This window comes from Nonomuraea salmonea, assembly GCF_042428605.1.
GTDB classification, from domain to species: domain Bacteria; phylum Actinomycetota; class Actinomycetes; order Streptosporangiales; family Streptosporangiaceae; genus Nonomuraea; species Nonomuraea salmonea.
In genome coordinates this window covers 246933-261728 of record NZ_JBHMCF010000036.1, presented here as the reverse complement: position 1 = coordinate 261728, position 14796 = coordinate 246933, and the positions used below count along the sequence as shown (strand labels likewise).

12 protein-coding genes are annotated in these 14796 nt (G+C 71.7%); 4 read left to right on the top strand and 8 right to left on the bottom strand.

Going from position 1 to position 14796, the window contains the following annotated elements; all coding sequences use genetic code 11:
• Positions 1 to 13: 13 nt before the first annotated feature.
• From ACFFR3_RS30855 to ACFFR3_RS30840, 4 genes are read right to left on the bottom strand one after another with little or no spacing between them, the layout of a single operon-like run.
• Positions 14 to 1009: a LacI family DNA-binding transcriptional regulator gene (locus ACFFR3_RS30855; protein WP_364380955.1), complete on the bottom strand. Its 996-nt coding sequence runs from the start codon at positions 1007 to 1009 to the stop codon at positions 14 to 16.
• Positions 1006 to 1872, bottom strand: coding sequence for a carbohydrate ABC transporter permease (locus tag ACFFR3_RS30850; RefSeq protein WP_364380952.1), 867 nt, complete (start codon positions 1870 to 1872; stop codon positions 1006 to 1008). The genes ACFFR3_RS30855 and ACFFR3_RS30850 overlap by 4 nt, the downstream gene beginning before the upstream one ends.
• Positions 1872 to 2756 carry a carbohydrate ABC transporter permease gene (locus ACFFR3_RS30845; protein WP_364574148.1) on the bottom strand — a complete coding sequence of 295 codons (885 nt, stop codon included), beginning with the start codon at positions 2754 to 2756 and terminating at the stop codon, positions 1872 to 1874. Before ACFFR3_RS30845 ends, ACFFR3_RS30850 begins: the two co-directional genes overlap by 1 nt.
• An 11-nt stretch (positions 2757 to 2767) precedes the next feature.
• Complete coding sequence (locus ACFFR3_RS30840; protein ID WP_379484274.1) at positions 2768 to 4084, bottom strand: ABC transporter substrate-binding protein; 1317 nt, start codon at positions 4082 to 4084, stop codon at positions 2768 to 2770.
• Positions 4085 to 4263: 179 nt separating this feature from the next.
• On the opposite strand from ACFFR3_RS30840, the gene ACFFR3_RS30835 reads away from it, so the two are divergent.
• From ACFFR3_RS30835 to ACFFR3_RS30820, 4 genes are all read left to right on the top strand, one after another.
• The gene (locus tag ACFFR3_RS30835) at positions 4264 to 6282 is read left to right on the top strand and encodes a beta-galactosidase (RefSeq protein WP_364380943.1); all 2019 of its coding nucleotides are present in this window, start codon (positions 4264 to 4266) and stop codon (positions 6280 to 6282) included.
• Between the two features lie 10 nt (positions 6283 to 6292).
• Positions 6293 to 7399 carry a glycoside hydrolase family 53 protein gene (locus ACFFR3_RS30830; RefSeq protein WP_364380940.1) on the top strand — a complete coding sequence of 369 codons (1107 nt, stop codon included), beginning with the start codon at positions 6293 to 6295 and terminating at the stop codon, positions 7397 to 7399.
• A gap of 93 nt (positions 7400 to 7492) precedes the next feature.
• Positions 7493 to 8128: a nitroreductase family protein gene (locus tag ACFFR3_RS30825; RefSeq protein WP_364380937.1), complete on the top strand. Its 636-nt coding sequence runs from the start codon at positions 7493 to 7495 to the stop codon at positions 8126 to 8128.
• A 79-nt stretch (positions 8129 to 8207) separates the two neighbouring features.
• Positions 8208 to 9065: an SAM-dependent methyltransferase gene (locus ACFFR3_RS30820; RefSeq protein WP_364380934.1), complete on the top strand. Its 858-nt coding sequence runs from the start codon at positions 8208 to 8210 to the stop codon at positions 9063 to 9065.
• Between the two features lie 39 nt (positions 9066 to 9104).
• Here the strand turns inward: ACFFR3_RS30820 and ACFFR3_RS30815 are convergent, their stop codons facing one another.
• The 4 genes from ACFFR3_RS30815 to ACFFR3_RS30800 form a co-directional block, all read right to left on the bottom strand.
• Positions 9105 to 10499 carry a GH1 family beta-glucosidase gene (locus ACFFR3_RS30815; RefSeq protein WP_345386010.1) on the bottom strand — a complete coding sequence of 465 codons (1395 nt, stop codon included), beginning with the start codon at positions 10497 to 10499 and terminating at the stop codon, positions 9105 to 9107.
• A gap of 41 nt (positions 10500 to 10540) precedes the next feature.
• Positions 10541 to 12535: a beta-galactosidase gene (locus ACFFR3_RS30810; protein ID WP_364380931.1), complete on the bottom strand. Its 1995-nt coding sequence runs from the start codon at positions 12533 to 12535 to the stop codon at positions 10541 to 10543.
• Complete coding sequence (locus ACFFR3_RS30805) at positions 12532 to 13557, bottom strand: LacI family DNA-binding transcriptional regulator (RefSeq protein WP_345386004.1); 1026 nt, start codon at positions 13555 to 13557, stop codon at positions 12532 to 12534. Before ACFFR3_RS30805 ends, ACFFR3_RS30810 begins: the two co-directional genes overlap by 4 nt.
• A gap of 161 nt (positions 13558 to 13718) precedes the next feature.
• Positions 13719 to 14678, bottom strand: a complete 960-nt coding sequence (locus ACFFR3_RS30800; RefSeq protein WP_345386002.1) for an arabinan endo-1,5-alpha-L-arabinosidase — start codon at positions 14676 to 14678, stop codon at positions 13719 to 13721.
• Between the last annotated feature and the right edge of the window lie 118 nt (positions 14679 to 14796).

Below are 14796 nucleotides of genomic sequence, written 5' to 3'. Positions count from 1 at the left end.
GTGCCGTTCGTCCCTATGCGGACTCGCGGATGACCAGCTCGGTGGGGAGGACCACCGGGTCGACGTGGCCGGCGCCGTCGATGAGGGCCAGCAGCAGGCGGAGCGTCTCCTGGGCCATCTCCGCCAGCGGCTGGCGGATGGTGGTCAGCGGCGGGTGGGTCGAGAGGGCCACCGAGGAGTCGTCGAAGCCGCCCACCGCGACGTCGTCGGGCACCCGGCGGCCGGCCGCGCGCAGCGCCGCGAGCGCGCCCGCCGCCATCAGGTCGGAGGCCACGAACACGGCGTCGATGTCGGGGGCACGCTCCAGCAGCTCGGTCATGGCCCGCTCGCCGCTGGCCTGGGTCCAGTCGCCGTGGGCGATGAGCCGCTTGGTGGCCTTGCGGCCGAGCACGTCGGCGAAGCCTTCGAGCCGCTGGATGCCGCCCGGCGTGTCCATCGGCCCGGTGATCATGGCGATGCGCCTGCGGCCGAGGCCGACGAAGTATTCGGTCATCTGTCGGGCGCCGAGCCGGTCGTCGGCGGCGGCGTACGGGATGACGGTCTCGCGCCCGATGACCGGCCCGCACGAGACGGCGGGCGGGCCGGTGCGCAAAGCGTCGAGCAGCGGGTCGCCGGCGTGCGTCGAGACGAGCAGCACCCCGTCGGCGTGGCCGCCGCGCACGTAGCGGACCACCCGCTCGCGGTCACCCTCGTCGCCGGCCAGCATCATCACCAGCGACAGGTCGCGCTCGGCCAGCATGCGGATGGCGACCCTGATGAGCGTGCTGTAGTTGGGGTCCTCGAACAGCTTCTCGTGGGGCTCCGACAGCACCATGACGACCGACCCCGTACGCTGCGTGACCAGGCTGCGGGCGGCACGGTTGACGACGTAGCCGGTCTCGGAGATGGCCCGTTCGATGGCCACGCGCGCCGCCGGGCTCACGTATCTGTCCCCGTTGAGCAGGCGGGAGACCGTGCCGCGGGAGACTCCCGCGGCGGCGGCGACGTCGTGGATCGTAGGGCGTTTCATTTCACGGCTCCGGAGGACAGGTCGGTCTTCCAGTATCGCTGCATGGTGAGGAAGAGCGCGATCAGCGGCAGGATCGACAGGAACGCGCCCGTGAGGATCAGGTTGTAGAGGGCGGGCTGGTTGGCGCCGGCCGCGAGCAGCGTGTAGAGGCCCACCGTGAGCGGGAACTTGCCGTCGTCGCCGAGCATGATGAACGGCAGCAGGAAGTTGTTCCAGATCGCCACGAACTGGAACAGGAAGATCGTCACCATGCCGGGCACCATGAGCGGCAGCGCCACCCGCCGCATCAGCAGCCATTCGCCGGCCCCGTCGATGCGGCCGGCCTCCAGCAGCGAGTCGGGCACGGACGCGGTGGCGTAGACGCGGGCCAGGTAGATGCCGTACGGGTTGAGTATCTGCGGCAGCAGCACCGCCCAGTGGCTGTCGGCCAGCCCGACCTTGGAGAAGAGCAGATACTGCGGCACCGCCAGCACCACGCTGGGCACGAGGATGCCGCCGATCAGCAGGTTGAAGATGAGGGCCCGGCCGGGGAAGCGGTATTTCGCCAGCGCGTACCCGGAGACGGCCGACACGGCGGTGGACAGCAGCGCGCCGCCGCCCGCGTAGAGCAGCGTGTTGGCGGCCCACAGCCAGAACACGCCGTCGCGGTAGGCGAACAGCTCGCCCACGTTGTCGAGGAAGCCGGTGCCGAAGGCCAGCGTGGAGGTGCTGAACAGCTCGCCGGGCGACTTGGTGGCCGCGATCAGCACCCACACCACGGGGAAGAGGCAGTAGAGCGCGCCGATCAGCAGCAGCGCCGTCGGGACCAGCCCCGCCGTGCGGCCGGTGCGCGGGCGGCGGTGCGAGACGGTGAGCGGAGCCATCAGCCCTCCCCGAAGGCGCGGTCGCGGACCACGCGCAGGAACCCGAAGGACAGCACGAGCGCGATCGCCGCGATGACGATCGAGGTGGCGGCGGCCGAGTACAGGTCGCCGGTGACGAACGCGTCGCGGTAGACCTTCATCAGCGGGCTCCACGTGGAGCTGATGGTGTTGGTCAGCGGGCGCAGCGCGGTGGGCTCGGTGAACACCTGGACGGTCGCGATGATCGAGAACACCGTGGTCAGGATGATCGCCGGGGTCAGCATCGGGATCTTCACCCGGATCGCGATCTGCAGCTCGGACGCGCCGTCGAGGCGGGCGGCCTCGTACAGGTCGCGGGGGATGGCGCGCAGCGTGGTGTAGAGGGCCAGCATGTTGAAGCCGGTGCCGCCCCACACCGCCACGTTCGCCATCGAGTACGTCACGGTCGTGGCGCTCAGGAAGTCCACGTCGAGGACGTCGCGGATCGGGCTGAGCGAGGGCAGGTAGAGGAAGCCCCACAGCAGCGTCGCGGCCACGCCGGGCACCGCGTACGGCAGGAAGATCGCGATGCGGGAGAAGCGGGCGAGCCGCACCCGCGCCGAGTCGAGCAGCAGCGCGAACAGCAGCGCCAGCCCCAGCATCACGACCAGCACCAGCGTGCCGTAGCCGAGCACGCGCAGCCACCCGGCCCACAGCTCGGCGTCGGCGAGGGCGGCGGCGAAGTTCTCGAACCCGACGTACACCTCCCTGCGCGCCCCCTTGCCCAGCCCGAGCCCTGACACGCGGGTCCTGTGCAGGGCCAGGTAGACGGTGTAGCCGATGGGCACCGCGAGGAACAGCGTGAACAGCACCATCGCGGGGGCCAGGAACAGGTACGGCCACGGCCCCCGCTCGGGCCGCCTCATGGAAGGGCGAGTCATGACGCGAGCTGGAAGCCGGCCTTGCGCATGTCGGCGACCGTGGCCTCCTGCATGCCGCGTACGGCGTCGGCGAACGGGGTGCCGTTCTGCAGCGCCTTGCCGAAGCCGTCCCTGAACGCGTTGTACGCCACGCCCACGTTCGGCCCGAAGGTGAACCCGCGCGCCCCGGCGGAGACGGCGGCGGCCTGCTGCCAGAAGTCGGGCTGGTTGGAGAAGTAGCCGGGGGCCGCACCCAGCGCCGACTGGGCCTTGGTGGCGGCCGGGTAGATGGCGGCCTCCTTGACCAGCAGGTCGATGGCCTTGGGGTCGGTGTTGAGCCAGGTGGCGAAGCGGGCGGCGGCCGCCTTGTTCGGCGACTTGGCCGCCACGGCGGTGGACGAGCCGCCCCAGAAGCCGCTGAAGCTCTCGCCGGCGTTCCACTGCGGCAGCGGCGCGACGGCCCACTTGCCCTTGCCCTTGGGCGCGTTGCTGGACAGCACGCCGGGCGCCCACACGGCCGACGGCCAGGTGAGCAGCCTGCCGTCGTTGAGCGCCTTGTTCCATTCGGGGGTGAAGTACGGCATGTCGTCGATGACGCCTTCCTTCACCAGGCCGCCCCAGTAGTCGGCGACCTTGGTGGTGGCCTCGTCGGCGATGTTCACCTTCCATGACTCGCCGCTGATCGACCACCACTGCGCGCCCGCCTGCTGCGCCAGACCTGTGAACGCTCCCGGATCGTTGCTGGAGAACGTGCCGAGGTAAGCCTTGGAGTCCTTCTTCCTGACCGTGCGGGCCGCCTCGCCGTACTTCTGCCAGGTCTTCGGGACCTCGATGCCGTACTTGTCGAAGAGATCCTTGCGGTAGAAGAGCATCATCGGGCCGCTGTCCTGCGGGATGCCGTAGACCGCGTCGGTGCCGAGCGTCACCAGGCCCCACAGCCCGTCGGTGAACTCGCCCTTGATCGACGCCGTCTCCGCCTTGAGGTCGGCCACCGCGTCGGCGGCGATGAACGACGGCAGGTGCTGGTACTCGGCCTGCACCACGTCCGGCGGGTTGCCGGCCTTGGCCGCCGTGAGGAACTTGGCCGCCGCGTCGTCGCCGCCCGCCTGCTTGCTGACCGTCACCTGGATGTCCGGGTTGGCGGCGTTCCAGACCTCGACGATCTTGTCCATGTTGGGGGCCCAGGTCCAGTACGTGAGCTTGACGGGCCCCTGGGCGGCGGTCGCCTGGCTCTGCGCCGCCTCGGGCGCTTCGGCGGGCTCGCCGGACGCGCAGCTCGCGAGTGTGGCCGTGAGTGCGACGGCCAGGGCTGCTCCAAGGCGGTGGGCGCGCATGCGTACCTCCAGAGGGTTCTGTGAACGTGCACAGAGTGGAACAGCCCGGAAATAGGCGTCAAGAGGTCGTTACGTTCTCGTTGCGTGCCTGGAAAAATTGGGCGCAGAGGTGACTGTTCTTCCCCGGGGCACGTCGGCTTTACTGTGCACGTTCACACAAAAGTCTGCGGGGGGAACGGATGTATCCGGAGCGTCCAGCCGGGATCGCCTTTGGCGGCGACTACAACCCGGAGCAGTGGCCGCGCGAAGTGCTGGAGGAGGACGTGGCGCTCATGCGCGAGGCCGGGGTCACCCTGGTCAGCCTGGGCATGTTCTCGTGGGCGCTGATGGAGCCCGAGGAGGGGCGCTTCACGTTCGGCCGGCTCGACGAGATCATCGACCGGCTGCACGCGGCCGGCGTGGCGGTCGATCTGGCCACCCCGACCGCCGCGCCGCCCGCCTGGTTCGTCGCCCGCCACCCCGACGTGCTGCCGGTGAGCAGGGAGGGCGTGCGGATCGGGTTCGGCGGGCGGCAGAGCGCCTGCTCCAGCGCCCCGGCTTTCCGCGCGGCCACCGCCCGGCTGGTGCGCGCGCTGGGCGAGCACTACCGCGACCACCCTGCCGTGGTCATGTGGCACGTGCACAACGAGTACGGCGCCCCGCTCGGCGAGTGCTACTGCGCGCACAGCGTGGCCGCCTGGCGGGAGTGGCTGCGGCACACCTACCTCGACCTCGCCACGCTCAACGACGCCTGGGGCACCACGTTCTGGGGCCAGACCTACACCGACTGGTCGCAGATCGACGCGCCGCGCGCCAACCACACGGCGGTCAACCCGGCCCAGCGCCTCGACTACGCCCGCTTCAGCGACGGTGAGCACCGCGCGCACTACGCGCTGCAGCGCGACATCCTGCGCGAGCTGACCCCGCACCTGCCGGTCACCACGAACTTCGCCGGCACCGTCAACTGCAAGTCCACCGACCTGTGGCAGTGGGCCCGCGAGCTCGACGTGGTCGCCAACGACCACTATCTGCAGGCCGAGCGGCCCGACAACCACATCGACCTCGCCATGTCGGCCGACCTCGCCCGGTCCGTGGCGGGCGGCGCGCCGTGGATGCTCATGGAGCACTCGGCGGGCGCGGTCAACTGGCAGCCGCGCAACCTCGCCAAGCGGCCCGGCGAGATGCGCCGCAACAGCCTCGCGCACGTCGCGCGCGGCTCCGACAGCGTGCTGTTCTTCCAGTTCAGGGCCTCGCGGTTCGGGGCCGAGAAGTTCCACTCCGGGATGGTGCCGCACGCCGGGACCGACTCCGAGCAGTGGCGCGAGGTGGTGCGGCTGGGCGCCGACCTGCGGCGGCTGGCCGGGGTGCGGGGGAGCCGGGTGCGGGCCGAGGTGGCGCTGGTGTGGGACTGGGAGTCGTACTGGGCGCTGGAGCTGGACTGGCGGCCGTCGGTCGACCTGGGGTTCAGGGAGCGGATGGACGCCTTCTACGAGGTGTTGTGGCGGGAGCACGTCACGGTGGACTTCGTCCACCCTTCCGCCGATATTTCGGGATATCGGGTGGTGGTGGCGCCCAGCTCGTACCTGCTGACCGAAGCCTCCGCCAAGAACCTCCACCGGTACGTGGAGTCCGGCGGGAACCTGCTCGTGTCGTACTTCTCCGGCATCGTGGACGAGCACGACACCATCCACCCCGGCGCCCACCCCGGCGCGCTGCGCGAGCTGCTCGGCCTGTCGATCGAGGAGTTCCACCCGCTGCGCGAGCACGAGACGGTCACCCTCATCGACGGCTCCATCGACGGTCCTGCCGAGGAGGAGGCACGCGTCTGGTCGGAGCGGGTGCGCCTGGCGGGGGCCAGGGCCGTGCGGCGCTTCGGCGCGGGGCCCGACGCGGGCCACCCCGCCTTCACCCGTCACGACCTCGGCGCCGGCACCGCCTGGTACCTCGCGACGGCCCCCGTCACCGGCCTGCCCGGCCTGCTCGGCCAGGTGCTCGACCACGCCGGGGTGACCCGGCCGCGCGGCCTGCCCGACACGCTCGAACGCGTGCGCAGGGGCCGCCACCTGTTCCTCATCAACCACGGCGACCGGCCCGTGACGGTCGAGGGGGTGAGCGGCGTGAGCGTGTTCGACGGCGTACGGCACGACGGGCCGGTCACCGTCGCGGCCGGGGCCGTCACGGTCATCGAAGAGACCCAGGAAACAACCCCCCACCCCTAGGGAGACCGTCATGAGACGCATCCTCACCGCACTGCTGTTACTCGGCGCCCTCGTCGTCGCCCAGCCCGCGCACGCCGCGAAGGGTCCGGGAGGACTGGCGATCAGGGGCGCGGACGTCTCCAGCCTGGCCAAGTCGGAGGCGCTCGGCGGCGTCTACCGCGACGCGAGCGGGCGGGCCGGCGACGCGCTGCGCATCCTCGCGCGGGGCGGGCTCAACTCCATCCGGCTGAAGGTCTGGGTGAACCCGGCCGACGGCTACAACACCAAGACGCAGGTGCTCGCCGTCGCCAGGCGCGCCAAGGCGCTCGGCATGAGCCTGCTCGTCGACTTCCACTACTCCGACAGCTGGGCGGACCCCGGCAAGCAGGTCAAGCCCGCCGCCTGGCAGTCGCTGTCGTTCGAGCAGCTGAAGCAGGCGGTGTACGCCCACACCTACGACGTGCTCGACGCCCTGCGCCGCCAGGGCACCACGGCCGACCTGGTGCAGGTCGGCAACGAGATCAACGGCGGCCTGCTGTGGCCCGACGGCTCCAACTCCACCTGGCCGAACACCGCCGCCCTGCTGAACGCCGGCTACGACGCCGTCAAGGCCGTCTCGGGGAGCACGAAGGTCGTGCTGCACCTGGCCGACGGCGGCGACAACGGCCTCTACCGCTGGTGGTTCGACAACGCCGGCGCGCACGGCATCCGGTACGACGTGATCGGGCTGTCGTACTACGCCTACTGGCACGGCACGCTGGACGCCTTCAGGGCCAACATCAACGACGTCGCCACCCGGTACGGCAAGCCGGTGCTGGTCGTCGAGACCGCGTACCCGTTCACGACGGCCGACGCCGACGGCTGGCCCAACATCATCACCGCCGGCGAGCCGTACCCCGGCTACCGGGCCACGCCGCAGGGCCAGTCGGCGATGCTGGCCAAGGTCGCCGAGATCGTGCGCAACGTCCCGAACGGCCGCGGGCTCGGCCTCTACACCTGGGAGGCCACCTGGACCGGCGTGCGCGGCAACGGCTGGGACCCGGCCGACCCGTCGTCCGGCAACGGCTGGGAGAACCAGGCGCTGTTCGACTACTCGGGCCGCGCGCTCCCGGCCTTGACGGTGCTCGGCCGCGGCTGACAGCACGGGGCTGGGCGGGGCCGGGTTGGGCCGCGCGGGGTCGCGCGGGGCCGCGCGGGGTCCGCGGCGTCCGGGATGGGCATGATGAAGCGCATGACGATCTCAGCAGACGAGCTGCTCACCACGACCCGCAGCGTCCGCAAGCGCCTCGATCTGACCCGCCGGGTCCCGCTCGACCTGGTCAGGGAGTGCCTGGACATCGCGCTCCAGGCGCCCACCGGGAGCAACGCGCAGGGCTGGCACTGGGTGGTGGTCACCGACGAGGACAAGCGCAAGGCCATCGGTGACTACTACGGGCGCTCGTGGCGCCGCTACTACGAGTCGAAGGCGTCGCCCGAGCGGCTGTACGAGAACGACCCGGCCAGGGTCGCCACCCAGCAGCGGGTCTCGGCCAGCGCGGCCTACCTGGCCGAGCACATGGGCGAGGTGCCGGTGCTGGTGCTGGGCTGCCTGACCGTGCCGGCCCTGCCACAGGGGAACCAGGCCGGGCTGTGGGGCTCGCTGCTGCCGGCGGCCTGGAGCTACATGCTGGCCGCCCGCGCCCGGGGGCTGGGCACCGCCTGGACGTCGCTGCACCTGGCGTACGAGGCCGAGATCGCCGAGCTGCTCGGCATCCCGGACGACGTGCGGCAGGGGGTGCTCATCCCGACCGCGTACTACACGGGGGAGACGTTCGGGCGGGCGAAGCGGCAGCCGCTGGACGAGGTGCTACACATCGACCAATGGTGACCATTCACCGCAAACCCGATATTTCCCGGATTGCCGCGCCTTGCCAGGTGCTCCATCTTAGGATCATCGCCATACCCCCTTGACGATCATCCACGAGGAGCCGACAGTGCCCGAGAGCGAGCGGGAAAGCGCGTCCAGCGGGATCGACACGAGCAAGCCCAGCGTCGCCCGCGTCTACGACTACTTTCTCGGCGGCAAGGACAACTACGAGATCGACCGCCAGGTGGCCGCAGCCGCGCTGCAGGTCGCGCCCGACGCGCCGCAGGCGGCGATGGCCAACCGGGAGTTCCTGCGGCGCACCGTGCGCTACCTCGCCGAGGCCGGTCTCCGCCAGTTCCTGGACATCGGCTCCGGCCTGCCCACCCAGGGCAACGTGCACGAGGTGGCCCAGTCGGTGACGCCGGCGGCCCACGTCGTGTACGTCGACCACGACCCCATCGTGCTCGCCCACGGCCGCGCCCTGCTGGCCGTGGACGAGACCACCACGATCGTGGACGCCGACGCCCGCGAGCCGGAGAAGGTGATGGACGACCCGAGGACGCAGGCCCTCATCGACTTCTCCGAGCCGGTCGGGCTGCTGCTCTTCGGCATCCTCCACCACCTCAACGACGAGGAGGACCCCGGAGGCGTCGCCGCCCGCTACATCAGCAGGCTCGCCCCCGGCAGCCACGTGGTGATCTCCCACTTCCACAACCCGGGCGCGGCGCTGCCCGAGGTGTCGGAGCAGGCGAGGAGCGCCGAGAAGATCTTCAACGAGAACCTCGGCACCGGCCGCTGGCGCACCCGGGAGGAGATCCTCGCCTACTTCGAGGGGCTCGAGCTGCTGGAGCCCGGCCTGGTGCCGCTGCCCGAGTGGCGCCCGGAGACCGGGGACCACCAGGCGACGCCGGGGATCACGTACCACACCTTCGTCGGCGGCGTGGCACGCAAACCCTGAGCCCGCTGACCCTGAGCCCGCTGACCCTGAGCCCGGACGTCAGCCGACCGGCAGCTTGCCGGAGGTGACCACGTCGCGGTACCAGTGGGCGCTGTCCTTCCAGGTGCGCTCCATCGTCTCGCGGTCCACCCGGACGATGCCGAACCGCTTGGCGTAGCCGTGCGCCCACTCGAAGTTGTCCATGAGCGACCACACGAAGTAGCCGCGCACGTCCGCGCCCTGCGCGATGGCCTCGCTGACCGCCGTCAGGTGGCGGTGCAGGTAGTCGACGCGGTCCTGGTCGCGGACGCGCCCGTCGGGGGAGACCGGGTCGGGGAAGGCCGCGCCGTTCTCCGTGATCATGGTGGGCAGGTCCGGGTAGTCGCGGTGCAGGCGCAGCAGCAGGTCGGTCAGGCCGGTCTCGTCGATGTTCCAGCCCATCTCCGTGTACGGGCCCGGCTGCCGGACGAACTCCACGCTCTCGCAGGCGATCCACGGCGAGGCGGCGCCGTCCTGGTGGCCGTCGGCGGTCTCCTTGGGGCCGCTGCCGTCCCAGTGGCGTACCAGCGTGGGGTTGTAGTAGTTGACGCCGAGCACGTCGAGCGGCTGGCAGGCGGTCGCCTCGTCGCCGTCGCGCACGAACGACCAGTCGGTCACCCCGGCGGTGTCGGCGAGCAGGTCGGCCGGGTAGGCGCCCTCCAGCATCGGGCCGAGGAAGGCCCGGTTGGCCAGCGCGTCCGCGCGGCGCACCGCGTCGGCGTCGGCTTCCGACACGCCGCGCACGTGGTGCAGGTTGAGCGTCACCGACATCTGCGCGTCCTTGGCCGCGGTCGAGCGCAGCGCCTGCACGGCCAGGCCGTGGCCGAGGTTGAGGTGGTGCACGGCGGCCAGCGCGGCGGCCGGCTCGGTGCGCGCGGGGGCGTGCACGCCGGAGGCGTAGCCGAGGTAGGCCGAGCACCACGGCTCGTTCAGCGTGATCCACGTGTGCACGCGGTCGCCGAGCGCCTCGCCCATGAGCCTCGCGTACTCGCCGAAGCGCTCCGCGGTGTCGCGATGCGGCCAGCCGCCCGCGTCCTCCAGCTCCTGCGGCAGGTCCCAGTGGTAGAGGGTGGCGACCGGCGCGATGCCCCTGCTCAGCAGGCCGTCGACGAGCCGCTGGTAGAAGTCGAGCCCGGCGGCGTTGACCGGGCCGGTCCCGCCGGGCTGCACGCGCGGCCAGGAGATGGAGAAGCGGTAGGCGCCGACGCGCAGCGCGGCCAGCAGGTCGAGGTCCTCCTCCAGGCGGTGGTAGTGGTCGCAGGCCACGTCGCCGGTGTCGCCGCCCGCCACCAGGCCGGGCGTGTGGGAGAAGGTGTCCCAGATGGACGGGCCGCGGCCGTCCTCGTTCCAGGCTCCTTCGACCTGGTAGGCGGCGGTGGCGGTGCCCCACACAAAGTTGTCGGGAAAGACGGACATGTCACTCCTTGGGGTGATTAATGGTGGATTCAGGGTGAAAGTCAGGTAGTAATCAGGGCGGCGACCTCGCGCGGCGCCAGCGTGATCGCGCCCTCGGCGGGCGCGCCGGTCAGCAGGTCGTCGGCGCGGCCCGGCAGCTCCACCCGTACGTCCCGCGTCCCGTGGTTGAGCACGAACAGCACCTCGCCGCGGCGCACCGCCTCCACGCCTGGCGGCAGATCGGGCAACTCGCCCGCCACGCCCGCATCGGCCAGCACGCGCTCGGCCAGCGCCCCCAGGGCGGCCTGCTCGGGCATCGTGCCGACGTACCAGGCCAGGCCGTCGCCGTGCCGGTGCCGCGTGATCGCGGGGTGCCCGGCCAGGTCGCCGTCGGCGAACTCGGCCACCACCTCGGCGCCCTCGGCGGCCAGCAACTCGGTCCAGGTGCCGGCGGCGAATCCGTCTTCGCCGCCGCTCCACCGGCACCGTACGGGCCCGCCCACGGGCAGCCACTCCTCGCCGGAGACGCCCAGCACCTCGCGCAGCGGCGCGGGGAAGCGCCCGGTGCGCACGTGCGAGCGCGGGTCCACGATCCCCGAGAACGGCCCCACCACGAGCACCCCGCCGCCTCGCGCGTACGCGTCCAGCCAGGCCGCCTGCTCGTCGCTGACGAGGAACAGGTTCGGCACCACGACCAGCGCGTAGCCGTCCAGGTCCGCGCCGGGCGGCACCACGTCCACGGCGACGCCGCGCTCGAAGAACGGCACGTAGTAGTTCAGGAGCTGCTCGTCGGCGTTGAGCCGGTCGCTGGGCCGCCCGCGATCCTCCAGCGCCCACCAGCTGTCCCAGCCGAACACCATCGCCACCCGCGCCGGCACCTCGGTGCCCGCCACCCGGGAGAGCCCGCGCAGTTCCTGGCCGTGCGCGCGCACGGCGGCGTGCAGCCGCGTCTCAGGACCGGCGTGCGGCACCATCGCCGCGTGGAAGCGCTCGGCGCCGAAGCGGGAGGCCCGCCACTGGAAGTAGCACAGCCCGTCCGCGCCGCGCGCGAGCGCCTGCAGCGACTCCAAGCGGAACTGCCCCGGCGGCTTGGGCAGGTTGTGCGGCCGCCAGTTGACGGCGGTGGTGGCCTGCTCCATCAGCAGCCACGGCCGGCCCTCGGCCAGGCCGCGCATCAGGTCGTGGGTGAGCGCCGTCCGCGCCGGGGTGAGCGGGTCGCCCGGCTCGGGGTAGCAGTCGTTGGCGACCACGTCCTCCTCCGCGGCCCACGCCCAGGCGTCGACCGGCTTGAAGAAGCCCATGAAGTTCGTGGTGACCGGCACCTCGGGGGTGCGGGCGCGCAGCACGTCCCGCTGGGCGCGGAAGTGCGCGAGCAGCTGGTCGTTGCAGAAGCGCCGCCAGTCGAGCCGCTGGCCGGGATTGATGATGTACGGGGCGGTGCGCGGCGGCAGGATCTCCTCCCAGTCGCCGTAGCCCTGGCTCCAGAACGTCGTGCCCCACGCCTCGTTGAGCGTCTCCAGGTCGCCGTGCCGCTCGCGCAGCCAGCGGCGGAACGCGGCGGCCGACTCGTCACAGTGGCAGAACTGGCCGTACTCGTTGCCCACGTGCCACATCGCCAGCGCGGGATGGCCGGCGTAGCGGTCGGCCAGGGCGGTCACGATGTCGAGGGAGCGCTCCCAATAAACGGACGAAGAAGGACAGAACTGGTTCCGCGCGCCGTACCAGAGCGTGGTGCCCGACTCGTCCACCGGCAGCGTCTCCGGCCAGCGGTGGCCCAGCCAGGGCGGCGGCGAGGCCGTCGGCGTGGCCAGGTCAACGGCGATGTCGTGCCCGGCCATCAGGTCGAGCAGCCGGTCCAGCCAGCCGAAGTCGTGCTTGCCCGGCTCGGGCTCCAGCCGCGCCCAGCTGAACACGCCGACCGTGACCAGGTTGACCCCGGCCTCGCGCATCAGCGCGGCGTCCTGTGCCCACACCTCCTCGGGCCACTGCTCGGGGTTGTAGTCCCCGCCGAACAGCAGCCCCCTCTTCTGCGTGAGGGTGTGCATTCCGAGCTTCACGAAGCGGCTCCCGTACGTGGTGGTGCTGAACTGTCGCCGGCCACCAGCCGGCAGGGCACCAGCCGCTGCCGGGGCGGCCCGCCGCCGCCCAACCGGTCGATGAGCATGCGGGCACCCAGCCTGCCCAGCTCCGCGCTGGGCGGTTCGAGCGTGGTCAGCCTGGGGTGGAACATCTGCGCGACCCGCGCGGACGACAGCACGAGCAGCAGGGTCAGGTCGTCGGGGACGCGCAGGCCGCGCCGCGCCGCGGCGGCCAGCACCCCGGCCGCCGCGCGGTCGTCCATCACGGCCAGCGCGGTCACGTCGGGGCGGGCGTCCAGCAGGGCGTCCAGCGCCCGCGCGCCCTCCTCGGGCGCGCCCGCGTGGCCGCCGTCCACGTACGCCAGGCCCGCCTCCCGGGCGGCGGCGGCGAGCGCGGCCGAGGCGCGGACGGCGGGGCCGTACCCGGCCGCGAAAGCGGCGGCGGGCAGGTTGACGAAGGCCAGCACCCGGTGGCCGAGCCCGGCCACGTGCGCCACGGCCTGCCGCGCGGTCGCGGTGAAGTCGATGTCGGCGTAGTCAATGCCGCCGGGCTCGCGGGTCCGCCCGATCATCGCGAACGGCACCCCCGCCCGCGTCAGGAACGCCGGCCGCTCGTCGTCGAGCCGCACCTCCATCAGCAGCACGCCGTCCACCAGGCCGAGCCCGGTCAGGTGGCGCAGCTCCTCGATGGGTCCCGCGCTCTCCGGCGAGAGCAGCACGTGGTAGCCCAGCTCCTTGGCCGCCTCGGCGGCGCCGGTGGCGAAGCGCATCTCCGTCGGCCCGAAGCCGCCGATCGGCGCGGGGAACAGCAGCGCGAGGATCCGGGTGCGCTTGCTCTGCAGGCCCCTGGCCAGCAGATTCGGCCGGTAGCCGAGTTCGCGGGCGGCCTGCTCGATGCGCAGCTTCGTGGCCGCCGCCACGGGGCGGGTGCCGTTGAGCGCGGCCGAGACGGTGCTGACGGCCACCTGCGCGCGTGCTGCCACGTCGCGCAACGAGGTCATGGCGCTCCAACGGTCGATGTGAGAAGTCGAAACGTTTCGCAAACCTAAAGTCCGATTTGTGGCGTTGTCAATGGGCAGGATTGCGGGCGCCCGAAAGTCACCGGGGCGGCGGGCGCCATGAAGCGCCCGCCGCCGCAGGTCAGTGCGTGTTCAGTGCACGTTCAGTACACGTACGGCCAGCCGGCCGAGTCCCAGCCGATGAGATTCACGCCCAGTTTCGGCGTGCCGTTGTCGTTGCGGTCGTAGTAGTGGTAGACGAGCAGGTCGCCGTCCACGTCCGACATGACGCTCTGCCCGCCGGGGCCGACGACCTGGTCATGGGTCTCCAGCACCATCGTGCCGCCGCCGCTCAGCATCGAGCGGCCTGAGCGGTCCACGTACGGGCCCGTGGGGCTGGTGGAGCGGCCCACCTTGATCTTGTACGTGCTGTCCAGGCCCGCGCAGCACCGGTCGTAGGAGGCGAACAGGTAGTAGTAGTCGCCGTGCCTGACGATGTCGGGCGCCTCCACCGCGTACGGCGCGTCCGGCCGGGTCGCCAGGTGGTAGAGCGTGCGGTCGGAGGAGTGGCGCTTGCCGGTCGAGGGTTCGAGCCTGATCATCCTGATGCCCGTCCAGTACGACCCGAAGCTCAGCCACCACCGGCCCGAGGCGTCCACGAGCAGGTTGGGGTCGATGGCGTTGTGGTCGGAGCTCGTCGTCGTGCTGTGGACGATGCCCTGGTCGCTCCACGAGCCGGGCTGGCCGGTGGGGCTGGTGGCCAGGCCGATCGCCGAGTTGTTCGAGCCGAAGCTGGAGACCGCGTAGTACATCAGGTATCTCCCGCCCTGCTGGGAGATGTCGGGCGCCCACGGGTCGTTGCCCGACGAGTACGTCCGCCACCACGACGGCGGCGTGCGGAAGGCGGAGCCGGACCTGGTGAAGTGGATGCGGTCGGTGGAGGTGCGGGCCTCCAGGTAGCCGTGGGTGGAGTAGAGCACGTAGTTGGACGAGGTGCGGATCATCGTGGGGTCGTGCACGACCACGTCGCCGGTCACCCGGCCGGGGCCGGGATAGGCGAACGCGGCTCCCATGAGCGTGAGCGCCGCCACGATGGCGGCGGCGGGACGGAACAGGCGGCGCAAGGGTCCTCCTTCGATCGGGAAAGGTGACCGCTTCGCTCCGCCGGACGCTGCGCCGGTTGCGTCGCAGGCAATGTAGGCGCGCTTTTCCGCGAGCGTCAACCCTTGGGTGGCCGGGCGT